Source organism: Lentilactobacillus otakiensis DSM 19908 = JCM 15040, from assembly GCF_001434145.1.
Classification (GTDB): Bacteria; Bacillota; Bacilli; order Lactobacillales; family Lactobacillaceae; genus Lentilactobacillus; species Lentilactobacillus otakiensis.
The window spans coordinates 350,550-372,154 of sequence record NZ_AZED01000014.1; the positions used below are offsets into that span (position 1 = coordinate 350,550).

Here is a 21,605-nt window from a genome sequence, read left to right on the forward strand (position 1 = left end):
ACCAAACTTTTAGGAATTTGCTTATTCGACAGAAATCAAAAATGGATAAACCGGTTGATCACCTTCGTGGATTTCAACTTCCAATTCATCGTCGAGCTTTAAAATACCGGCTTGAACTTTTTCGGCAGCTGATTTGTCAGTGCCTTCACCATAAATAATGGTAATCGCTTCACTGTCGTCATCCAACATCTTGCCAACCATTTTAATTGAAGTCTCAACCAAATCATCACCAACTGTGGCAATATCTCCATCAACAATACCCATAAATTGATCCTTTTTGATATCTAAATCGTCAATCTTGGTATCTCGAATGGCTGTCGTAACCTGACCGGATTTAACGGTTGGCAGATTGTCTTCCATTGCTTTTTGATTATCTGAAAGTGAATTTTCTGGGTTGAAGCCAAGCATGGCGGTAATCCCTTGCGAGATCGTCTTGGAATGGACAATGACGGTCGGAATATCAACCACTTTAGCGGCTTGCTCAGCCGCCAGAAAAATATTTTTATTGTTCGGCAACACGATTGCTTGTTTGGCTTTGGTGTTCTTAATGGCATTCACAATGTCTTCAGTACTTGGATTCATTGTCTGACCGCCACTGACGATATAGTTAACACCTAAGCTTTCGAACAATTGGTTAAGGCCCTTACCTGATGAGACTGAAATAATGGCGGTATCTGAAGTAGGTTGTTGCGTATTAATGCTTTCAGCCTTCTCGATTGGTGAAGCTTCTTCAGTGTTTTCTTCGTCCTCTTCAATAATCGTTTCTTGTTGAAGACGCATGTTATCAACTTTGACGGTTGCTAAATCACCAAACTCCTGGCCCCAAGCAAGAACCTTGCCTGGATGTTCGGTATGAACGTGGACTTTAACGATGTCGTCATCATTAATGACCAGCAGAGAGTCCCCAAGTTTGGCTAAATAATCATAGAAAGTCTGGTAATCGAATTTGTGGTCAACTTCGCGGCCTTTTCCAATCCGAACCATGATCTGAGTACAATAACCATAAACAATATCTTCAGGATTTAATTTACTTTGAACGCTTTGATCAGCCACTTTAATCATCTGATTCATTTCGGCATCATTTGGCTGATATTCGCCTGATTCAGCTTCATCACGGCCATTTAAGACGTCATCAAAGGCTTCCAGTACAAAGACCAGTCCCTGACCACCGGAATCCACAACGCCCACCTGCTTCAACACAGGCAGTAAATCAGGCGTCTTCTCCAAAGCTGATTGTGAAGCCTTGTAAATGGCATCCATGACTGCAACAACATCATTGGTGGTTGCAGCAGCCTTTTTACCAGCGGTAGCGGCCATCCTGACAACCGTCAAAATGGTTCCCTCGGTTGGCTTCATAACTGATTTGTAGGCAATTTCGGTTCCAGCAACAAAGGCATCCGAGATGTCTTGGGCGCTGAGTGTTTCCTTGCCTTCTGTAGACTTTGAGAAGCCACGGAAAATTTGCGATAAAATAACCCCTGAGTTACCACGAGCACCCATTAAGAGACCCTTGGCCAAGGCAGCGGTTAAGTCGCCGACATTCGTCTTGACGTCTTTGTTGACATATTTGTACCCGGAAGCCATTGATAGGCTCATATTGGTGCCAGTATCACCATCCGGAACTGGAAATACGTTTAATGAATTGATAAAATCAGAATTTTTATTTAATTTAGTTGCGGCTGCTTGAACCATCGCCGTAAATTCGGTGTTGGTAATTTCTGTAACTTTCAACAACTTGTCCTCCTTGGTCATTCGCGTAATCAGTCGTTCATTACCTGAACGCCTTGAATGATTACATTGACCGAATTTGCAGATACCCCAAGCATACTTTGTAGGTTATACTTAACCTTTGCTTGAACGTTTTTAGAAACTTCTGAAATTTTATTGCCATATGCGACAATAATATAAACGTTAATTTCAATTTCATTATCGTGTTGTTTAACGACAACGCCTTTGAAATAATTTTCACGATTTAGAATGGTATTAACGTTGTCTCTGAGCTGATTGCGACTTGCCATACCAACGACACCATAATTGTCGGTCGCAGCACCGCCAACAACATTTGCGATAACATTGTTGTCGATGTCAACTGTTCCAAATCTTGTTTTGATTTTGACGGCCATGTGCAGCAGCCTCCTTATTTTCTATTTACCTATTAACGATAGTTAATATTACCACAATAACGCTAAAAACCAAAGTAATCTTGATGGTTGGAAATGGGCTGTCAAGTATAATTACTTGAAAGAAAAGTATTGCAATATCAATGTATCTATGATAAATTATTCTAGTGTAATGAAACAGACTTTAACACTAAAATCAAAGAGAAGGGAGATTTGTTACCCATGGCAAAGGATTTTATTAACGGTAAGCGTACCCACTTTGGTAACAAACGTTCACACGCTTTAAACTCAAGCCGTCGCAGCTGGAAGCCAAATTTGCAAAAAGTTCGGATTCTTGTTGATGGCAAGCCTAAGAAGGTTTGGATTTCTGCCCGAACACTTAAATCAGGTAAAGTAACCCGTGTATAGCAATAACTTGGATCGATGCTAATCGATCTTTTTTATTACAATCAAACAGCGGCAATGTTCAGCAACCATTTTGGTTGACCTGAGCGTTGCCGCTGTTTTTTTAATTAAATCTGTTAATATCTTTGCTTTGGATGACACACATGACCCCACTGCCAAACTTAAACTTAGCAGTCTCGCCGACAAATTCATTACTGGCTAAGGACATTGGGTGCTTGACCTGATAATCATCCAACCGGTATTTTTCGTCATACAGGGTTAGATGGTCCATTGGGGTCAATGCCACAAATGCCAGATACTTTTTATCTGGCTCTTTAGCGATCTGATATTCACCTGGTAAGAAGAAAGTCATCGTGTTCTGCTTGTCGATCATCCGAATTTTGGGCGCATACGGCTTGAATCGAGGCTCCAAAACCATCCACAAGTTTGCCAGAAAATGGTCGAGCCGACCACCGGTAGCACCATATATGTCAAGTCGATCGGCATGGTATTCCTGCAGGGCAACTTTTAGTCCCAGCTGGGTATCGGTGTCGTCTTTTTCTGGAATTGACTGGCGGATGTCTTTGATGTGATCGCGGACTAGTTGAAGTTCGTCAGGTTTAAGAGAATCGAAATCGCCGATTGCAACCAACGGATCAATCCCCTTGTCAATCAAATGGAGATTGCCTCTATCAATACCGATCCAATCACCCTTTACCTGGCCATTTTTTAATTCATCCGGCCAGAGGTCAATCGGGCCGCCGACCAATAGATTGAGTATCTTCATTTATTTTGTCGCATCCTTTATTGCTTTGATTCGGCTAACTGGGTCGTCGGCGTCAAAAACGTATGATCCGGCAACGGCGACAGTTGCCCCTGCTTGATAGGCACCAACAACTGTGTGTTCATTGACCCCACCATCAATTTCAATATCGAAGTCCAAGCCTTCTGATTTTTTGATTTCATTTAATTCGGCAATCTTCTTGACGGTTTCAGGCAGGAACTTTTGTCCGCCAAATCCTGGGTTCACAGTCATGACCAACACTTGGTCAACCATGTAAAGGACCGGCGTGATCGCAGACACTGGAGTGCCGGGGTTGATCACAACTTCGGCCTTGACGCCCTTATTCTTGATCATTTGAAGGGCCCGATGAATATGTGGTGTTGCCTCAACGTGAACCCCAATAATATCAGCGCCGGCATCGGCAAATTGGTCAACAAATCGTTCGGGTGACTGAACCATCATGTGAACATCAAGGGTCATGTCAGTGATTGGACGAATTGCTTTGACCCATCCCGGACCATATGACAATGCCGGTACAAATTGACCATCCATAATGTCGATGTGTAGGACTTCTGCCCCACCTTTATCAACTTTTTCGATATCCCTTTGTAAATTAACATAATCTGCACTTAAAATTGAAGGCGCAACTTTAATCATAATGAACTTCCTCACTTTTTATAATTTGGTTTCCGGTTTTTGATATCAGTGTACAGCTGCAGATAATTTTCGTATCGACTCTGCATTATCTCACCATTTGCCACTTCTTTTTTCACTTCGCAGTCAGGTTCATTAACATGAACACAGCCACGAAAACGGCATTTAACGGCTGCCCGCTTGAACTCAGGGAAGTAGTTCGCCAATTCCCGGTAATCGATCTCTAACGTGTCATAAGACGAGAATCCGGGGGTGTCGGCAATATAGCCATCGTTCACCCGTAGCAACGCAACTTTTCGAGTGGTATGTTTCCCACGATTTAGCGCAGTGGAAATCTCCCCAGTCGCCAGTTGTAAGTCAGGCGCTAAGTGATTCAGAAGTGTCGATTTCCCGGCACCAGTCTGTCCCATTATCACATTTTCTTTTCCTGAAAACAATTGGCGTAAATGATCCAACGACTTTTCATCGAATGCTTTTTTAGGCAAAATCACATCGTATGGGACTTTTGCATAATCTTCAGCTAACTTTGTAAAATACTGGGATTGTTGATCATCCAATAAATCAGTTTTCGTAAAATAGATAATTGGCTTGATATGACTGATTTCCAATGCAATCAGCTGTCGATCAAGCAAATTACTAGAAAATTCCGGTTGAGTTGTCGCCGTGGCCACAATTGCTTGGTCGATATTGGCGATCGGCGGCCGGACCAACGAATTCTTCCGTGGCAGCATTTTGAGTATGTAACCTTTGTCTTCATCTTCAACTTGGAACTCTACGTCATCACCAACTAATGGTGTAATCTTTCGTTTCCGAAAATTCCCCCTGGCGCGCGTTCTGTAAATCTTACCGTCTGAGTGAACATCATAGAAACCACTCAACGATTGAAAAATCTTTCCCTGTTTCAATTGATCACCTCGATAAAAAATCACTTCCCTTTTATTATAAGAGAAGTGACTTTAATTTGCAGTAATTATTAATGTGAATCGTAAGTGACGTTGTTGTCACGCATAATGGTTTTACCGTCCCGAACAACTTTATACTTGCCAACTTCATTACCAGTCAGCTTGAACGGTAAAATGACTTGGGTATCTTTTGTAATAACCATCTGCTTGTAAACATTTGAAAGACTGTGGTCATGGTCTTTGAGATAGATCAACACAACATTTTCATTTGAGCCGCTGGAATCGTCTGCAGAAGATGCTTCACCAGAGGCACCACTTTCTGTCAATGTGGAATCAGAAGTTGCCGCACTGGTATTTTGCAGATATGGAATCGTTATTCGAACATTAAAGCTCTTCAACTCATCTGAACTATCTTTCTTAGGACCACGAGAAATCCAAACGGCCACGTTACCACCCTGTTGAATGGATTCGTTGGCGTTAGGTGATTGACGAACGACCCGCCCCTTTGGCTGATCGTCTGAGTATACATAATCAAAGGTCGGGTTGATTTCCACTTTGTTCGAGTAAGAAACAACTTGCGCTTTGGTCATCCCCGTCAAATCTTTCAGGGTGATTCGCTTCACACCGGTTGAAACCATAAATGTCAGTGTCTTATTAGCCGGATTGAATCGCTTGCCGGACTGGAAATCCTGCTGGAGAATTCTCCCGGATCTAAATGAACTCGACGGTGCATTTCGTTTATGCACTGTGAAGCCCTCATCCTCAAGCTTCTGTTTGACAACATCATATTCCTGGCCAACATAATTACCGACGAGGACCTTTCGAGGACCGGAACTGACAACTAAATTAACTTTGGTCCCCTTTTTAACCTTGGTCTCTTCTTTAGGGGTGGAATGAATCACTCGGTGACGGTCAATTTTGTCACTACTCTGATATTTAACAGTCCCAACCGTTAAATCGGCAGCTTTAATTTTAGCTTCCGCGTCTGTCTCCAAGGTTCCTGAAACAACTGGAACGGTCGTTTTGCCGTTAGCCGAAACAATCATAATGAATGCTAGAATAATCAACACGACACCAGCAATGCCACCGATAATCAACCATCGGCGACGACGCTTTTTTTTCGGTGCTTTTTTGGTAGGATTCGCTTGATCCGCGTTTGCTGATTCTGAGTTTTGTTTGGCAGGACCGGCATCTGCTGATGCCGGATTTTCACCTAATGGACTAAACGGCATCACCCGAGTAGCTTCATTGACAGTGTCCTCAGGTGGCGCAACGGTAAACTTAGGCTCATTGGCCCGAGATTTATCAAGTGACGTGTTCAGATCAGCCGCCATCTCATTGACTGTTTGATATCGGTCATCAGGATTCTTGGCGGTCGCTTTGAGAACAACGTTTTCCATAGCTTGTGGGATGCGCGGATCAAAGTCCCTGACTGAAGGCATTGGCGTCTGAGAATGCTTAATTGCAATTGAAACCGCCGTGTCCCCATTGAAAGGAACTTTCCCGGTTAAAATTTCATAGAGGATAATCCCCAATGAGTAAATATCTGAACGGGCAGTGGCCATTTGACCCTTGATTTGTTCTGGAGACAAATAATGAATTGACCCAATAATTGAGCGGGTCTGTGTCATGGTGTCTTCGGTGCCGGCTCTGGAAATCCCAAAGTCGGTAATTTTAATGTAGCCATGTTTATCGACTAATATATTTTGTGGTTTTAAATCACGGTGAATGATGTTGTGCCGATGAGCTTCACTCACAGCTGAGCAAATCTGTTCCATGATGTTAACGACTTCAGCGTAAGGAATCGGAAAATTATCCTTGATGTACTTCTTTAAATCCTCACCATCAACGAACTCCATGACCAGATATTGCATCCCCTCAACCTCATCGACATCATAGATGCCCACAATATGGGGATTATCAAGTTGGGTCGCCGCCATAGCCTCGTGCTGAAATCGCTTTTTAGCTTTAGGGTTGTCTCGAAAATCCAACCGCAGTAATTTAACGGCTACTTTTCGTTTTAAAATCAGATCTTCAGCCAAATAGACATCGGCCATCCCGCCTTCACCAAGGCGACCGATGATTTCATATCGGCCATTTAATACATAACCCTTATTCATCGGCGGTCACCTCCGAATCGTACTTGGCAATTAAAACGGTGATGTTATCCAGGCCACCATTTTCGTTAGCCAGTGAAACCAGCATGTCGCACTTCGACTGCAGTTCTTCATCCATTGCTAAAATCTTTTCGATGTCAGAATCGTCCACCATGTTGGTTAGCCCATCGGTGCAGAGCATGATTTGGTCACCAGGTTGAGCGGTGTAGGGTTTAAAGTCAGCAGCAGAATCGCTGTTGATTCCTAAGCTCTTGGTAATAATATTCTTATAAGGATTGGTTTTGGCTTGATCAGGCGTAATATCGCCGTGTTTAACCAATTCGTTGACATAGGAATGGTCCTCGGTGATCTGAGTAAATTGGGCGTTGGAATAGACATAGCCGCGGCTGTCACCAATATTTGCGATGAGACTTTGTTTACCATCAATCAAAGCAGCGACAATGGTTGTCCCCATGCCATGTAATCGGGTATCGGTATTGGATTCATCAATGATGGCGGTGTTTTCTTTAGCCAACTGATTTTCAAACCATGTTTCAATTTTGTCCAAGCTGGAAATTGCCGTCGCTTCAAAGGCTTCTCCTATGTGGGTAACCACCATTTGAGAAGCGACTTCACCGGCATTGTTGCCACCGATACCATCGGTGATCAATGCTAGGACCAAACCATTTTGATTTTTAAATGCGCCGACTGCATCTTCGTTTTTATCACGAACTTTACCAGTCGAGGATTGATATGCAATTTGCAAATTGATCAACTCCGTTATGATTTCCGAGTAAGAGAGCAAACAAAGAATCCGTCTGAATCATAGTCATCGGGATAGATCTGAACCATATCACTATCTGGATTTAAATTCTTGTCAGTTTTGGTCTTGGAAATTTCAAAATTTGGGTTCTCGCTAATAAACTTGGCGATAACATCCTGGTTTTCTTGTTTGACAATCGTGCACGTACTATATGTAATAGTACCACCAGTTTTAACTTTAGAAGACACAGCATTTAAAATTTGCAGCTGAATTTCACTCAAACGGTTAATGTCAGCGACAGTCTTGTCGTAACGAATTTCAGGCTTCCTTCTCAATAGTCCAAGTCCGGAACATGGTGCATCAACTAAGATTGAATCAAACATGCCGTCATCAAACTTGGTATCAACTTTGCGGGCATCCAATTCGAAGGTTTCAACTTTTTTGTAGACTCCTAAACGAGTTGCATTTCGTTGGACCGTTTTAAGCTTTTTTTTGTGGATATCAAGGGCAAAAACCTTTCCGTCTTCCAAACGACTGGCAATCTGTGTCGTTTTACCGCCGGGGGCACTGCAGGCATCCAAAATATTATCTGCCGGGTCAATTTTCATCGATTCCACAGGCAGCATGGCACTTTCATCTTGAATGGTTAGCAAGCCATCACTAAAGAAATCACTGTGGATAATTTGACCGTCGTTAATGATAATGCCTTCACTGGAAACCTTGCTTGGTTCAGCATCGAAACCATCTTTGGCGAGATCGGCCAGCAAATCTGCTTGAGAAATTTTCGCCAAATTGGCTCGAACTGACTGTTTGGGAGCTTTGTTGAGGGATGCCAAGATAGATGCAGCTTTGGCCTTACCCAATTGCTCCTCAAGCATGTCAACCAACCAGGTTGGCACACTATATTCAATCGATAAGCGGGTCTTTTCATCTTGGATATCATCCAAGTTGGGAGTTCCCTTGCGATCCATTTGATGAAGAATTCCGGTCACAAATCGTCTGGTCCCGTCATGACCCATCACCTTGGCAATCTTGATGGTTTCATCAAAAATTGCCCGCTTGGGAACCCGATCTAAGTACTCCAATTGATACATGGCAGTATAGAGCAATTCCTTGACCCAAGTTTCGGTCTTTTCAGGTTCTCGTAGGAATGGCCGCAATTTGTATTCCAATGTCAATCGATGTTGAATCACGCCGTACACGATGTTAGTGAATAAGCCCTTATCGGCGGGACCCATTGAAGTTGACTGAATCACTGCGTTAATTTGAAGATTTGAATATGAACCATTGCTGGTTCTAACCAATGTCATCACGGCAAGTTGGCGTGGATTATTTGTTGTATATTTCATTTATTTAATCACCTGTTGGCCAACTTTAAGTGACTGACCAATCCCATTTAAGTAGTCTGTAATCTGTTGTTTTGGTTTGCCTGCGGGCTGAATTTCTTGAATCGACAGAACAGTTCCATCCCCTGCTGACAATAATAATTGGTGCTTGGTTTTTTCGACGACTGAACCTGGTACTAAATCTGTATGCTGATCAATTACCTGGGCACGCCAGATTTTGGTTCGTTTGCCATTCATCATTGTATAAGCCACTGGATCCGGGCACAATGCCCGAATCTTAGCATTTACCATAAAAGCGGTTTGGCTAAAGTCCAGTTGTTCCTCATCTGGCTTGATGGTTGGCGAAAAGACCACTTGATCTTCCGCTTGTGGCATTGGTGAAACATCCCCAGAAATCACTTTCGGTAATGTCTCTAGCAACAAATCACGACCAACGAGACTTAGCTTGTCAAATATCGACTCAGTGTCATCATCGTCTTCAATCTTGATGGCTTTTTGGGCTAAAATATCGCCGGCATCCATCTTCTTAACCATATAAATTAAACTAATCCCGGTTTCTTTGTCACCGTTCATAATTGCATACTGAACGGGTGCCCCGCCACGATACTTTGGAAGTAATGAGCCATGGACATTGACAGAAGCAACTTTAACGGCGTTTAGCATCTTTGATGGCAAAAACTGTCCGTAAGCGGCCGTGACAATCAAGTCTGGATGAAAATCAATCACCCGCTGCATTTCCGGGCTGCCACTTAATTTTTCCGGTTGAAAGACTGGAATGTTATTCTTGACCGCGGCTTGTTTGACCGGGCTCTGCGAAATCTTGTGTTTACGCCCAACCGGTCGATCCGGTTGAGTCACGACGCATAAAATATCATATTGTTTATCAATTAATCCTTGTAGAATTGGCACCGCAAACTGCGGTGTTCCCATGAATACGATTGTCGTCAAATTGATCGTTTCCTTTCGTACTATAAATTACATAAAATCAAGCGGTTCATTATCAATCGCAATCTGAAGCCCCTGGCGTTGTTTCTTTTGCGATTGAACCAAGATATCATCCAAAGTGGCTTTTAAATGAGGCTCCTTACGATATTTGATAATGATCTGATAGTAATAATGATTGTTAATTCTGGTAATTGTTTTTGGGGTTGGACCAAGAATGATTGCGTTTGGAGAGAGATTTTTCTTCAAAAAATTCATGATCCCAAACATTTCCGAGGCCGTTTGGTTCTCACTGGGTGAATTGCCAGTGAGCTTAACGGTGTAGTAGTATGGTGGATATTTGCCGTCATGACGAACCCGCATTTCAGTTGCGTAAAACTTTTCGTAGTCCTGCGTCTTTGCCAACTGAATCGCATAGTGATCCGGGTTAAAGGTTTGAATAATCACTTCACCGGTTTTATCTGCTCGCCCCGAGCGTCCTGACACCTGGGTTAACAGTTCAAAAGTGCGTTCACTGGAACGAAAATCAGGGAATTGCAATGCAGAATCGGCATTCAGAACCCCGACTAAGGTGACTTCGGGGAAATCCAGCCCTTTTGCAATCATTTGAGTTCCCAACAAGATATCTGCTTTATGGGCACCAAACTTGTCAATGATCGCTTCATGCGAGCCCTTTTTGCGAGTGGTATCAACGTCCATTCTCAAAACTCGGGCGGTTGGGAACATATTTTTGACCTGTTCTTCCAACTGCTGACTTCCCATGCCATAAAAGCGGATCCGCTTGCTATGACATTTAGGACAAACCGTTGGTACCGGCTCTTTGTGGCCACAGTAATGGCAATTCAGCGTGTGGGTATCTTTGTGCATCGTTAGTGAAATATCACAGTTGGGACATCTTGGGACGTAACCACAATCCCGACACATCAAGAATGCTGAATAACCACGGCGATTTAATAGTAAGATCACCTGTTCATGTTTGTCCAACCGGACCTGAATGGCATCCGCCAGTTTTGTCGATAATGCACTATGGTGTTTGGCCATCTCGGTTTTCATGTCAATAATCGAAACGTGTGGTAATGCGTGCTGATTGATCCGGTGTGGGAGACTGAGCAGTGTGTAAACGCCTTTCATTGCCCGTGCACGGGATTCCAGAGAAGGGGTGGCACTTCCCAGGACAACTGGGCAATGATTGTAAGCAGCCCGCCATTTGGCAACATCACGGGTTTGGTAGCGCGGATTGTCAGCCTGTTTATAACTGCTATCGTGCTCCTCATCCATAATGATCAGACCAATATTGGTTAGAGGCGCAAAGACGGCCGAACGGACACCAACCACAACCTTCGCTTTACCCTGATTGATCCGCTGCCATTCATCATAACGTTCACCACTGGACATCGCGCTATGAAGCATTGCGACCTGATCACCGAAACGGCTTCGGATTCTGCCGACAATTTGAGGGGTCAAGGTAATTTCTGGGACCAACATTAAAGCTGTTCGCCCCATCGCCAGTGCATGCGCAATTGATTGAAGATAGACTTCCGTCTTGCCAGATCCAGTGACCCCCTCAAGAAGGAAGACCTGGTCTTTTTTCTGGGAAACAGCTTTTTCAATTGAACTAACCGCCTTTTGCTGATCAGGTTGGAGTTCAAATGGCTTAGTAGGCGCCACCTCTCTTAAAAATGGGTTACGCACGTGACGCTTTAAAGTGGCGGAAACCCAACCTTTCTTTTCGGCAGTTTTAAGCGTGCCGGCAGTCACCCCCATCGATTCCCACTTAGTGAGTAATAGTGTATCGTTTGGATGTTGTGACAACGTTTTTAACAACTTAATTTGGCCAATCGCATTCTTGCGAACAGTCTTGAGGGCCGCTTGAATTTCCTGCTGATCCAGATTGCCTGAATAAGCTTTTAACATAATCGGGCGAGCGTGATTCGTTAAATTATACTCTACGCGAATGTCACCCATTTTTTGAAGTTTCAAGATTTCCGCCAAAGTCTGATTATCAAATTGTTGCCGATCATATTCAATTTCAGGCTCGCCATGGAAGATTTCAGGATACTTAGCACAAATTTGTTGGTTTTTAGCAATTAATTTCTTTTTGCTTTTGGTCCGCATCCCGCCAGGCAACATTGTCTGCAGGCAGCTGATTTTAAATGAGTATGTTTGATCTGCCAACCACTGAGCCAGGTCGAGCAGCTCAGGATTGATGACCGGATACAGGTCGATGAGATCCGCAATTGGTTTTAATTTCCCATCAAAACTGGAACTATCAGTAATTCCAACAATGAATCCGGTAATTTTTCGGTGACCAAAAGGAACCTGCACTCGCATGCCGGGTTGAATTTGATCAGCCAAATGATCCGGAATCGAGTAACTGAACGGACTATTGGTTTGGCGTGTTGGCACGTCAACAATTACTTGAGCAACCTGCAAGGCAGATTCTCCTTTCATTTATTTCTGAAGTTTGTTTGAAATAATATCAATCAATTGGCTGGCAACCTTGCTCTTACTTTCAATGGTCGTTTTGATTTGCCGACCGTCGGCAAATAAGAAGGTCACTTGATTGTCGTCTGCGTTGAAACCAATTCCAGCTTGTGAAACATCATTGGCGACAATTAAATCTAAGTTTTTGGACTTAATCTTTTTCTCGGCGTTGGCGATTAAATCATTGGTTTCAGCAGCAAAACCGACAACAATTTGGTTCGCTTGCTTGATTGTCGAAATCTCTTTTAGGATATCTGGGTTTCGAACCAGTTCCAATGACATGGTTTGATTGTCGGCCGTTTTTTTAATTTTCTTCTTGGCAACTTCGGCAGGGCGATAATCGGCAACTGCCGCCGCCATGACCAGGATATCGGCATTTTTAAACTGAGCTTTAACTGCTGCTAATAATTCCGCAGCCGTTTCCACTTTAACCAGTTGAATCCCTTCTGGAGGGGTAATCTGTGGGTTTGCTGCGATTAGTGTCACTTCCGCACCTGCTTGTCGGGCTGCAGTGGCAATGGCAAAGCCCATTTTCCCTGAGGAATGATTAGTCAAGTATCGGACAGGATCAAGTGGCTCGCGGGTGCCCCCAGCAGTGACAACAACCTTTTTGCCAGCAAGCGGACCGGTAGCCGCTGCTGACACATCGATCCAACTGAGAATTTCGTCTGGTTCCGGCATGCGGCCTTTACCAGAGTATCCTTCAGCAAGGAATCCTTCTGCCGGTTCCATGACATGAATGCCTGCAGTTTTAAGTTCATCAATGTTTCGCTGGGTGGCAAAGTTAGTCAGCATGTGGGTGTTCATGGCAGGCACCACAAATACCGGACTTGTCATCGTTAATAAGGTGGAAGTGACCATGTTATCAGCAATCCCGTTAGCCATTTTAGCAATTGTATTGGCAGATGCCGGAGCAACAATTGCCAAATCAGCCGTGTCAGCCATGTTGACATGTGGAATGATTGTCGGATCACTACTGGTAAAATCGTTAGTTAAGACTTTATTTTTACTGACAGTTTGAAATGCCAGTGGTGTCACAAATTTTTGCGCAGCTTCACTCATAATGACGTGGACCGTGTTCTGGCTCTTGACCAATTCACGAACCAGCGTCAAAGACTTGTAAACTGCAATACTGCCTGTCACAAAGACGGCAACATTTTTATTTCGAAACATTTTTCCACCTCGTTTCAGATTTCCTCTTTTATTGTACCAAATCTAGGCGAGATAAAAACGACGAGTGCCTTGAAAGTTCTGTGATTTGCATGAATAGCTGACATTTTCATGAAAAAAAGACTGAAGACAAAACATTTGTTTTGCCTCAGTCCCTTCATTAGTAATTATTATTCAAAGTCTTTTGCTTTAGGATCAATCTTCAAAACGCCAGCAGCAATTTCTTCCAAAGCTTTTCCAACTGACTTTTGTGATTTATAGCTATCCAATAATGGCTTAGCACCAGCATCTAATTCATGTGCACGTTTGCTGGCAAGGGCAATTAATGAATAACGGGAATCAATCTTATCTAACAATTTATCAACAGATGGGTAAAGTAACATATTATTTATCTCCTAACATTGATTCATAATCGGGCATGACCCGAGCGACTTTTAATCGTTCACTTCTAATAATTGACTTGATTCGGTCAACGGCCAAAGGCACCTTGTCATTCAAAACAGCATAATCATAGTTTCGCATCATACTGATTTCATTAACGGCCTTCTTGATTCGTTTGTTAATGACATCCATCTTGTCGGTTCCACGACCAACTAACCGATGTTTTAACTCCATCAAATCTGGTGGGGTTAAGAAGACAAAGACAGCATCAGGTACATTGGCTCGAACCTGCATGGCACCGTTAACTTCGATTTCAAGAAAAACGTCTTTGCCGGCTTCCAAGGTCTCATTAACATATTTTAATGGCGTACCGTAGTAGTTGTCAACATACTTGGCGTATTCGAGCATTTCACCATTCTGAATGTTCTCTTCGAACTGCTCTTTAGAAACAAAATAATAATCGACACCATTTTTTTCACCAGGGCGCGGCTTTCTGGTCGTCATTGAAGTCGAGTATTCAAAATCGACATCCGGCTCCTCAAATAACGCTTTTCGTACCGTTCCCTTACCAACGCCGGACGGTCCTGATAAAACAATCAACATTCCTCTTTTAGCCATCGAAAAAATCCCTTCAATTATTTTGTAATACCTGCTATTATCGCGCTTTTTAGGTGATTTGACAAGTCCTGGTCACCTGGATAAAGAATTTGAATTTAGGGGTTGCGTTTTAGAACGAATGTTCGTATAATGAAAGCACAAACAAATGTTCGGGGTGAACAAAATGCAAAACAAACAATCATATCTATCAGAAATTACCAAGACGTTTATCAACAACTATGACCGCTTCTTTGAAATCGTTCGGAACACTCGTCAGATCAAGCAAATGCCAACCTTCCAGATTAACTACTTTATCAAGCAAACACTTGAAAACAACTTTCCAGTCACAATTGAATTCAATGATCAAGACGTTGAACAATCCGGATACTTATCCAAAATTTCAGATGATCGATATTTACTCACGTCAGATGATAATCGGTTAACTCGGATCATTCGGGTGGCTGAAATTAAAGCAATTCGAAAATATTAAATCACCGTTTCAGGTAATATTTAAGGGGAACCACGCTGTAAAGCGCTGGCTCCCCTATTTTTGTTATGCCTTAATTTTTTGTTTCTCTTCATCAGCCAGCTTCAGCAATTCGCTGGCATGTTCTTTAGTTAATTTGGTAATTGCAGTTCCAGATAACATTCGAGATATCTCAGCGACGCTTTGGGCCGTGGTTAACTCGGTGATGGTCGTTGTCGTTCGATTATCCGAGACTTGTTTTTCAATAAAGTAGTGGTGATCGCTCATTGCTGCCACCTGCGGTAAATGCGTAATACATAAAACTTGGGACTTTTGAGAAATGGTATAAATTTTGTTACCAATCGCCTGAGCAACGCGACCCGATACACCCGTGTCGACTTCATCAAAAATGATTGAGGTGACGCCAGCCGCTTTAGCGAACATTGTCTTCAATGCCAGCATGATCCGTGACAACTCCCCACCGGATGCTGATTTAACCAATGGCAGCATTTTTTCGCCCGGATTGGTTTGAATGTAAAATTCAACTCGATCTGCGCCGAGGCGATTTAGTGCCCGGTTCTGCTGAATGTTGACTTCAAAGACAGCCTTATCCATATATAGATCGGAAAGTTGTTGATGGACAGCTTCTTCAAGCTTTTTAGCCCAACGGTGACGAATATCAGTCATTTTGGTAGCTGACTTAATCAAAACTGCTTTAATTTCAGCCAACTGTTTATCCAAATCATCGTTAGCTTCGGCATCTCCAGACATTTGTTTGAGTTCCTGCTTGATTTTAGCTAAGTATGCTAAAATTTGCGCAACTGAATCCCCATACTTGTGCTTTAACTGATAAATGGTGTTCAAACGCTGCTCAACTTGATCCAAACGATCCTGGTCGAACTCGAGATTATTTAATTGATCTGAAATCTGACTGGCGACATCTTGCAAGGCAAAGAAAGCCCCAGACAGATTATCAGAGATCGTTTTGTACTCCGGATCCAAATCTTCAATATCCTGCATTGAACTCATTGCCGAACCAATCGAATCAATTGATCCAGTGGCATCCTCATCGCCGTTAATACCTTCATAGCTGGCCAATAATGCATCATGAATTTTTTGGAAATTATTCAAACGGTCTCTTTCGGCAACCAAATTGGTATCTTCGTTCTCATGAAGATCCGCAGCTTCAATTTCTTTGATTTGGAATTTCAGCATATCGACGCGTTGGGCCCATTCTTTTTCGTTTTGGTGTTTTTTTTCATTAAGATTACGCAGCTTGATGAACTGATCGTATTTTTCTTGATAAGATTCCAGCACAGGTGTCAGTTCATCTTCAGCAAAATCATCCAATAACTGAATATGGCGTTCTGGACGCATGAGTTCTTGATGGTCATTTTGACCTTGAATGTCAACAATCGTTTCACCAATGCGCTTCAAGGTGGCAATGTTAACCATGATCCCGTTGACCCGGCAACTATTTCTGCCATTAGCGAAGATAACCCGTTCGATAATCACATTCCCATCGCTGTGATCGATACCCAAATCATCCAGCACACTGTAAGTTGGGTTGTCATCATGCAAAATAAAGTTTCCCTGGATGACGGCCTTGGTCGCTCCAGTACGAATAAGGTCGTGTGACCCCCGTCCACCAACCAGGAGCCCCACGGCATCGATGATAATTGATTTACCAGCACCAGTTTCACCCGTTAAGACGGTCATCCCTGCCTGGAAATCAATATCTAAATGTTCAATGATTGCAAAATCTGTAATTGATAATTCTAGTAACATGGATTAAACCTCTCAATGACTGCTAATCGGTGCCCAGCATATTGTTAATCTGGTTGCGAACGTTAACGGCATCCTCATCTGTTTTTCCAATAATTAAAACTGTATTGTCATCGCCAAGGGTGCCAAAAATCCCACTGTAGTTCATTTGATACATCAAACTTGAAATGACTGGACCGCTTCCGGGTAAAACCTTCATAAAAACGAGTTTGTCCTGAGAATCAACCGACACAAAAGAATCCCGAATCGTTTGAACAAGTTTCTTTTCAGTATCAATGTTTTTCTGGGTTGGCAGACTGTATCGATAACCACCAGTAACGGATGGAACTTTGACCAGCTGCATATCCTTAATGTCTCGAGAAACAGTGGCTTGAGTAACTTTGATTCCCTGTTTATCCAACAATGAAACAAAGTCCTCCTGTCTTTGAATATTATTACTTGTAAGTAATTGTTTAATCAATCTTTGGCGTTCTTTTTTGCGCATGAATACACCCCCAATAGTAAATTGAATAAAAATACAGATTATGATCCCTTTAACTCAGAATAAGCGTTCTCAATGACTTTTTCAATCGAAACATTTGCTGACATGCGTGGTTCATCGTCAGATTCCAGTTCGACTAGGAATTCGATATTCCCAGCACCACCTTTAATTGGTGAGAAATCAAGGTTCTGAACGGAATATCCGTTGGCAACCGCAAAATTCAAGATCTTTTCAAGTACCATTTTATGCACTGCGGGATCTTTAACGATGCCGTGTTTACCAACATTTGATTTACCAGCCTCAAATTGTGGCTTGATCAAAGCGACTACATGACCATTTTTCTTAATAATGTTTTTTAATGGTGGCAAAATTAATTCCAGTGAGATGAAGGAAACATCAATTGAGGCAAATTCAGGTTGCCCATGGGTAAAATCAGCTAACTTGCTGTAACGGAAATTGGTGTGTTCCATCACAACCACGCGGGGGTCTTCCCGCAGCTTCCAAACGAGTTGATTACTGCCGACATCTAGGGCATAACTTAGCTTGGCACCGTTTTGCAGCATGACATCGGTAAAACCACCGGTTGATGACCCAATATCAAGGACCGTCATTCCTTTGACGTCAAGATTGAATACCTTTAATGCTTTTTCAAGTTTTAAGCCGCCACGGCTTACATAAGGCATTGGCTTACCCTTGAGATGCAAATCGGTATCCACTGGAATTTTAGTTCCAGGTTTATCCAGCCGTTCTTCATTATCCCCTAAGATTTCTCCAGCCATTACAGCCCGCTTTGCTTTTTCACGGGTGTCAAATAACCCCTGAGTTACTAACAATACATCGACTCGTTGCTTTTCCATATTACTTCTCGTCCTCATTTTTAAAATAACTTGTAAAATCATTTAACAAGTTGGTATCAATTGATAATTCCTCACCCGCCGTTTGAAGTGCCTGTTGAGCTTGTTGGATGGTTTCGTGAAGCATTTCGTAAGATTGATCCAAACCAACAAGATTTGGATAGGTGTTCTTGCCGGCATCTTGATGAACCGGCTTACCGATTTCAGCTTCAGTTCCGACAACATCTAAAATGTCATCGTAAATCTGGTAAGCCTCTCCAAATTTTTCCGCAAATGTCAATAATGACTGGCGTTTTTCGGGGATGACGCGTCCCATGATCAAGCCAGCTTCCACGGCATAGCGAATCAGAGCACCAGTCTTGTTACGGTCTAATTTTTGCAGACCTTCCAAGGACAATCGGGTGCCTTCAAATTCAATGTCATCAGCCTGACCGGACACCATCCCGTGGGGCCCCGCTGCTTTTGCGAGCGCCAATGTCAGTTCGGCTTGCGTCTCATTATCCAAATCATTATCAACTAGCCACTGAAAAGCCAGTGGTTGTAACCCATCGCCTGCCAAAGTTGCCATCCCAGCACCAAATTTAACATGGTTAGTGGGCTTTCCACGTCGTAAATCGTCGTTATCCATGGCAGGTAAATCATCGTGAATCAGTGAATAGGAGTGCATTAGTTCTAGTGCACAGCTGGTCTTTAACACCGTATGGTCAATTTTGTCACCAAGACTGGTTAACACTGCCAGCGTCAACAATGGCCGCAAACGTTTCCCGCCGGCGTTGACTGAGTAGTTCATGGCGGCTGCCAGGGTTGTTTGGTCAGTATCTTGGGTGATTTCATTTGCTAACACATGATTAATTTTAGGGATCCATAAATTTTCAAAGTCAGTCAGCTTGGTTGCCATTACTATCACTCTTCTCATCTTTAGGCGCTTCAAAGTTAACCTCGTTGCCATCTTTATCCATCATTTTGGCCATCGTATGTTCTGCCTTGGTCAAGGTGTCTTGAAGTTGTTCGCTTAATTTGATGCCAATTTTAAATTTGTCCATTGATTCTTCAAGCGAAACGTTGCCCTGCTCAAGTTGATTGACAATCGTTTCCAACTCAGTCATTTTTTCCTCGAAAGTTTTGTTATTTTGTGTATCAGCCATGTTATTTCTCCTTCTTGCGGTTAATTTTGTTTACAGATGCGTTAACAGTGCCATCAGTAAAATGAACATCGATGGTTTGACTATCCAAATCGGCCACCCGTTTAACAAAATGTCCTTGCTCATCTGTGGTATACGTATAACCTCGACTGAGGATCTTCAAAGGGCTCAAATGATCGAGTGAACCAACCAGCATCTGATAATGTTGCTGAACATTTCTCATGTTCTGAGTGGTTGCTCGATTGAGTCGGCCCTGCAAAGTTGATAATTTTTGTTGCTGCTCTTTGATGGTATACGTCGGTGCGACCAATCGCAGTCTCATCTTCAAGTCAGCAAAACGCTCCTTACGTTTGCCGGTAATTTTATCAGCTTGGTTATATAACCGCTGAGTTAATAAATCCAGCCGTTGGGAAAACGTTTCGTAAATTCGTTGTGGTGAGGTGAAAACAGTCGATTGTCGTAAACGCTTCAATCGAAGCTGATCAGCCTGAATCACCTGATAAGTTGCATTAACAATTCGATTTTGAGTGGTCTTCAAATCAACCAATACTTGGTCCAAACGAGGAACTGCCAACTCAGCAGCTGCAGTTGGTGTGGCGGCACGGACATCAGCAACCAAATCCGCAATTGTGGTATCAGTTTCATGACCCACGGATGAAATCACGGGAATTTTGCTGGCCACAATTGCTCTGGCAACGTTTTCTTCATTAAATGGCCACAAATCTTCAATTGAGCCACCACCACGGCCAACAATCAATGTGTCAAAACTGCCATCCTGATTGACCCGCTCAATTTGTTGAACAATATCGGCACTGGCCTCAGTTCCTTGCACCAATGCGGGAAACAGCACAATTTGAGCAATTGGATATCGTCGTCGGACGGTCGTGATAATATCACGGATAACCGCACCACTAGGTGATGTCACAACCGCAATCCGCTTTGGAAATTGTTTGAGCGGCTTTTTAGGCAAGTTAAACAACCCTTCACCAGACAGCTTTTTCTTAAGCTGTTCGTAAGCCTGGTAAAGTTGGCCGACACCATCTGGTTCCATTTGTTCAACGTATATCTGGTAACTTCCACTCGGCTCATAAACTGAAATATGGCCAACAACTAAGACTTTCATCCCTTCCTCGGGCGTAAATTTTATCCGGTTAAACGCAGACTTGAACATGATCGCACTAATCTTGGCGTTGTCATCCTTCAAACTGAAATATTGATGGGCATTTGGCCGCAACCGAAAGTTGGAAATTTCCCCAGTGAGGTATACCTTAGTTAAATACGGATCAACATCGAATTTTCTTTTTATATATTTTGTTAAGGCGCTAACAGTTAGATAATCATTGGCCACTTTCAAGGCTCCATTCTGCTAAATCAACAGTCTGCTGCATTAAAGTTGCAATTGTCATTGGGCCAACACCACCGGGAACTGGTGTAATGTAAGAAACTTTATCGAACAAATCATCATAGTCAGTATCGCCAACCAAATGACCTTCTTCATTAATATTCTGACCAACATCAATCACAACCGCACCAGGTTTCACATCATTTTTAGTGACCGTATGAAGACTGCCAGTTGCTGAAACGATCACATCAGCATTCTTAGTATATTGAGTAATATCTTTAGTTAAAAGATGCAGAATTGAAACCGAAGCCCCGGCATTTAACATCAAGGCGGCCATCGGTTTACCAACAATTGCACTTCGACCGATCATCACAACGTCTTTACCCTTTAAGTCGATATTATATTCTTTGAACATTGTCATCACACCCTTGGGCGTACATGCCACTGGATATTTAGTTGAGTCATTTAAATACAATTTACCAACGTTAATGGGATGAAAACCGTCAACATCTTTTTCAGGTAAAATTGAACGCGTAATTTGCTTTTCATTAATTTGCTTGGGAAGTGGATCCTGCACCAAAATACCGGTGATTTTAGGATCTGCGTTATACTCCTGAACAATTTTCAACAATTCGTCTTGTGAAATTGTGTCTGGGAGCTCTCTGACGATTGAGTAGATTCCCAATCGTTTTGCTGTACGATGCTTATTTCTAACATATCGTTGACTCGCTGGATCCGTACCAACAATGATGACGACTAAACCAGGAGTGATTCCATTTTGATCTTGGAGCTGCTTAACCCGCTCACTCGTCTGTGAGTTTAACTTCTTTGCCAATGCTTTTCCATCAATAATTGTTGCCATTTAGAAACCGCTCCTTTATATTTTCATTGTTAACAAATCATATGTACAAA

At 42.7% G+C, this 21,605-nt stretch carries 22 protein-coding genes; 2 read left to right on the forward strand and 20 right to left on the reverse strand.

Annotated features, from left to right (window positions below; translation table 11 throughout):
- Positions 1–21: 21 nt before the first annotated feature.
- Together FD05_RS09225 and FD05_RS09230 are read right to left on the reverse strand one after the other, a co-directional pair.
- Positions 22–1,731 (reverse strand): DAK2 domain-containing protein, encoded by a 1,710-nt coding sequence (locus FD05_RS09225; protein ID WP_039932331.1) that lies wholly within the window; start codon positions 1,729–1,731, stop codon positions 22–24.
- Between the two features lie 29 nt (positions 1,732–1,760).
- Complete coding sequence (locus tag FD05_RS09230; protein WP_020280217.1) at positions 1,761–2,123, reverse strand: Asp23/Gls24 family envelope stress response protein; 363 nt, start codon at positions 2,121–2,123, stop codon at positions 1,761–1,763.
- A 219-nt stretch (positions 2,124–2,342) separates the two neighbouring features.
- Between FD05_RS09230 and rpmB the strand changes: the two genes are divergently transcribed.
- The gene (rpmB, locus tag FD05_RS09235; RefSeq protein WP_008856832.1) at positions 2,343–2,528 is read left to right on the forward strand and encodes a 50S ribosomal protein L28; all 186 of its coding nucleotides are present in this window, start codon (positions 2,343–2,345) and stop codon (positions 2,526–2,528) included.
- Positions 2,529–2,628: 100 nt separating this feature from the next.
- Here rpmB and FD05_RS09240 read toward each other — a convergent pair whose 3' ends face one another.
- From FD05_RS09240 to gmk, 11 genes are all read right to left on the reverse strand, one after another.
- Positions 2,629–3,291 carry a thiamine diphosphokinase gene (locus tag FD05_RS09240; RefSeq protein ID WP_020280216.1) on the reverse strand — a complete coding sequence of 221 codons (663 nt, stop codon included), beginning with the start codon at positions 3,289–3,291 and terminating at the stop codon, positions 2,629–2,631.
- A complete protein-coding gene (rpe, locus tag FD05_RS09245) occupies positions 3,292–3,945 on the reverse strand; it encodes a ribulose-phosphate 3-epimerase (RefSeq protein WP_020280215.1) in 654 nt (217 codons plus the stop codon).
- Between the two features lie 11 nt (positions 3,946–3,956).
- Complete coding sequence (gene rsgA / locus FD05_RS09250; protein WP_039932329.1) at positions 3,957–4,847, reverse strand: ribosome small subunit-dependent GTPase A; 891 nt, start codon at positions 4,845–4,847, stop codon at positions 3,957–3,959.
- Between the two features lie 68 nt (positions 4,848–4,915).
- A complete protein-coding gene (gene pknB / locus FD05_RS09255) occupies positions 4,916–6,964 on the reverse strand; it encodes a Stk1 family PASTA domain-containing Ser/Thr kinase (protein WP_020280213.1) in 2,049 nt (682 codons plus the stop codon).
- Positions 6,957–7,706 carry a Stp1/IreP family PP2C-type Ser/Thr phosphatase gene (locus FD05_RS09260; RefSeq protein ID WP_020280212.1) on the reverse strand — a complete coding sequence of 250 codons (750 nt, stop codon included), beginning with the start codon at positions 7,704–7,706 and terminating at the stop codon, positions 6,957–6,959. The genes pknB and FD05_RS09260 overlap by 8 nt, the downstream gene beginning before the upstream one ends.
- Positions 7,707–7,720: 14 nt before the next feature.
- Positions 7,721–9,052: a 16S rRNA (cytosine(967)-C(5))-methyltransferase RsmB gene (gene rsmB / locus FD05_RS09265; RefSeq protein ID WP_056938585.1), complete on the reverse strand. Its 1,332-nt coding sequence runs from the start codon at positions 9,050–9,052 to the stop codon at positions 7,721–7,723.
- Complete coding sequence (gene fmt, locus FD05_RS09270) at positions 9,053–9,997, reverse strand: methionyl-tRNA formyltransferase (RefSeq protein WP_020280209.1); 945 nt, start codon at positions 9,995–9,997, stop codon at positions 9,053–9,055.
- A gap of 27 nt (positions 9,998–10,024) precedes the next feature.
- Positions 10,025–12,424, reverse strand: coding sequence for a primosomal protein N' (gene priA / locus FD05_RS09275; protein WP_039932327.1), 2,400 nt, complete (start codon positions 12,422–12,424; stop codon positions 10,025–10,027).
- 18 nt (positions 12,425–12,442) lie between these two features.
- Positions 12,443–13,648 (reverse strand): bifunctional phosphopantothenoylcysteine decarboxylase/phosphopantothenate--cysteine ligase CoaBC, encoded by a 1,206-nt coding sequence (coaBC, locus tag FD05_RS09280; RefSeq protein WP_020280207.1) that lies wholly within the window; start codon positions 13,646–13,648, stop codon positions 12,443–12,445.
- 167 nt (positions 13,649–13,815) lie between these two features.
- Positions 13,816–14,028 carry a DNA-directed RNA polymerase subunit omega gene (gene rpoZ / locus FD05_RS09285; protein ID WP_020280206.1) on the reverse strand — a complete coding sequence of 71 codons (213 nt, stop codon included), beginning with the start codon at positions 14,026–14,028 and terminating at the stop codon, positions 13,816–13,818.
- Position 14,029: 1 nt separating this feature from the next.
- Positions 14,030–14,644, reverse strand: a complete 615-nt coding sequence (gmk, locus tag FD05_RS09290) for a guanylate kinase (protein ID WP_039932325.1) — start codon at positions 14,642–14,644, stop codon at positions 14,030–14,032.
- 163 nt (positions 14,645–14,807) lie between these two features.
- Between gmk and FD05_RS09295 the strand changes: the two genes are divergently transcribed.
- Complete coding sequence (locus FD05_RS09295; protein WP_039932324.1) at positions 14,808–15,113, forward strand: hypothetical protein; 306 nt, start codon at positions 14,808–14,810, stop codon at positions 15,111–15,113.
- Positions 15,114–15,176: 63 nt separating this feature from the next.
- Here FD05_RS09295 and recN read toward each other — a convergent pair whose 3' ends face one another.
- Genes recN through FD05_RS09330 form a run of 7 tightly spaced genes read right to left on the reverse strand, consistent with a single transcriptional unit; the run spans position 15,177 to position 21,555 of the window.
- On the reverse strand, positions 15,177–16,877 hold the full coding sequence (gene recN, locus FD05_RS09300) for a DNA repair protein RecN (protein ID WP_020280203.1): 1,701 nt from the start codon (positions 16,875–16,877) through the stop codon (positions 15,177–15,179).
- Between the two features lie 22 nt (positions 16,878–16,899).
- Positions 16,900–17,358 carry an arginine repressor gene (locus FD05_RS09305; RefSeq protein ID WP_020280202.1) on the reverse strand — a complete coding sequence of 153 codons (459 nt, stop codon included), beginning with the start codon at positions 17,356–17,358 and terminating at the stop codon, positions 16,900–16,902.
- A gap of 38 nt (positions 17,359–17,396) precedes the next feature.
- On the reverse strand, positions 17,397–18,212 hold the full coding sequence (locus FD05_RS09310; RefSeq protein ID WP_020280201.1) for a TlyA family RNA methyltransferase: 816 nt from the start codon (positions 18,210–18,212) through the stop codon (positions 17,397–17,399).
- A 1-nt stretch (position 18,213) separates the two neighbouring features.
- Positions 18,214–19,107 (reverse strand): polyprenyl synthetase family protein, encoded by an 894-nt coding sequence (locus tag FD05_RS09315; protein WP_020280200.1) that lies wholly within the window; start codon positions 19,105–19,107, stop codon positions 18,214–18,216.
- Positions 19,088–19,354, reverse strand: a complete 267-nt coding sequence (locus FD05_RS09320) for an exodeoxyribonuclease VII small subunit (RefSeq protein WP_020280199.1) — start codon at positions 19,352–19,354, stop codon at positions 19,088–19,090. Before FD05_RS09320 ends, FD05_RS09315 begins: the two co-directional genes overlap by 20 nt.
- A 1-nt stretch (position 19,355) precedes the next feature.
- Positions 19,356–20,699: an exodeoxyribonuclease VII large subunit gene (gene xseA / locus FD05_RS09325; protein WP_020280198.1), complete on the reverse strand. Its 1,344-nt coding sequence runs from the start codon at positions 20,697–20,699 to the stop codon at positions 19,356–19,358.
- Entirely contained in the window at positions 20,689–21,555 is an 867-nt protein-coding gene (locus tag FD05_RS09330) for a bifunctional methylenetetrahydrofolate dehydrogenase/methenyltetrahydrofolate cyclohydrolase (protein WP_020280197.1), read from the reverse strand. Before FD05_RS09330 ends, xseA begins: the two co-directional genes overlap by 11 nt.
- Between the last annotated feature and the right edge of the window lie 50 nt (positions 21,556–21,605).

Coding starts and splice junctions, on each gene's coding strand:
- FD05_RS09230 (WP_020280217.1), bottom strand. CDS start 2,123: ATGGCCGTCAAAATCAAAACAAGATTTGGAACAGTTGACATCGACAAC.
- rpmB (WP_008856832.1), top strand. CDS start 2,343: ATGGCAAAGGATTTTATTAACGGTAAGCGTACCCACTTTGGTAACAAA.
- FD05_RS09240 (WP_020280216.1), bottom strand. CDS start 3,291: ATGAAGATACTCAATCTATTGGTCGGCGGCCCGATTGACCTCTGGCCG.
- rpe (WP_020280215.1), bottom strand. CDS start 3,945: ATGATTAAAGTTGCGCCTTCAATTTTAAGTGCAGATTATGTTAATTTA.
- pknB (WP_020280213.1), bottom strand. CDS start 6,964: ATGAATAAGGGTTATGTATTAAATGGCCGATATGAAATCATCGGTCGC.
- rsmB (WP_056938585.1), bottom strand. CDS start 9,052: ATGAAATATACAACAAATAATCCACGCCAACTTGCCGTGATGACATTG.
- coaBC (WP_020280207.1), bottom strand. CDS start 13,648: ATGTTTCGAAATAAAAATGTTGCCGTCTTTGTGACAGGCAGTATTGCA.
- rpoZ (WP_020280206.1), bottom strand. CDS start 14,028: ATGTTACTTTACCCATCTGTTGATAAATTGTTAGATAAGATTGATTCC.
- gmk (WP_039932325.1), bottom strand. CDS start 14,644: ATGGCTAAAAGAGGAATGTTGATTGTTTTATCAGGACCGTCCGGCGTT.
- FD05_RS09295 (WP_039932324.1), top strand. CDS start 14,808: ATGCAAAACAAACAATCATATCTATCAGAAATTACCAAGACGTTTATC.
- recN (WP_020280203.1), bottom strand. CDS start 16,877: ATGTTACTAGAATTATCAATTACAGATTTTGCAATCATTGAACATTTA.
- FD05_RS09305 (WP_020280202.1), bottom strand. CDS start 17,358: ATGCGCAAAAAAGAACGCCAAAGATTGATTAAACAATTACTTACAAGT.
- FD05_RS09310 (WP_020280201.1), bottom strand. CDS start 18,212: ATGGAAAAGCAACGAGTCGATGTATTGTTAGTAACTCAGGGGTTATTT.
- FD05_RS09315 (WP_020280200.1), bottom strand. CDS start 19,107: ATGGCAACCAAGCTGACTGACTTTGAAAATTTATGGATCCCTAAAATT.
- FD05_RS09320 (WP_020280199.1), bottom strand. CDS start 19,354: ATGGCTGATACACAAAATAACAAAACTTTCGAGGAAAAAATGACTGAG.
- FD05_RS09330 (WP_020280197.1), bottom strand. CDS start 21,555: ATGGCAACAATTATTGATGGAAAAGCATTGGCAAAGAAGTTAAACTCA.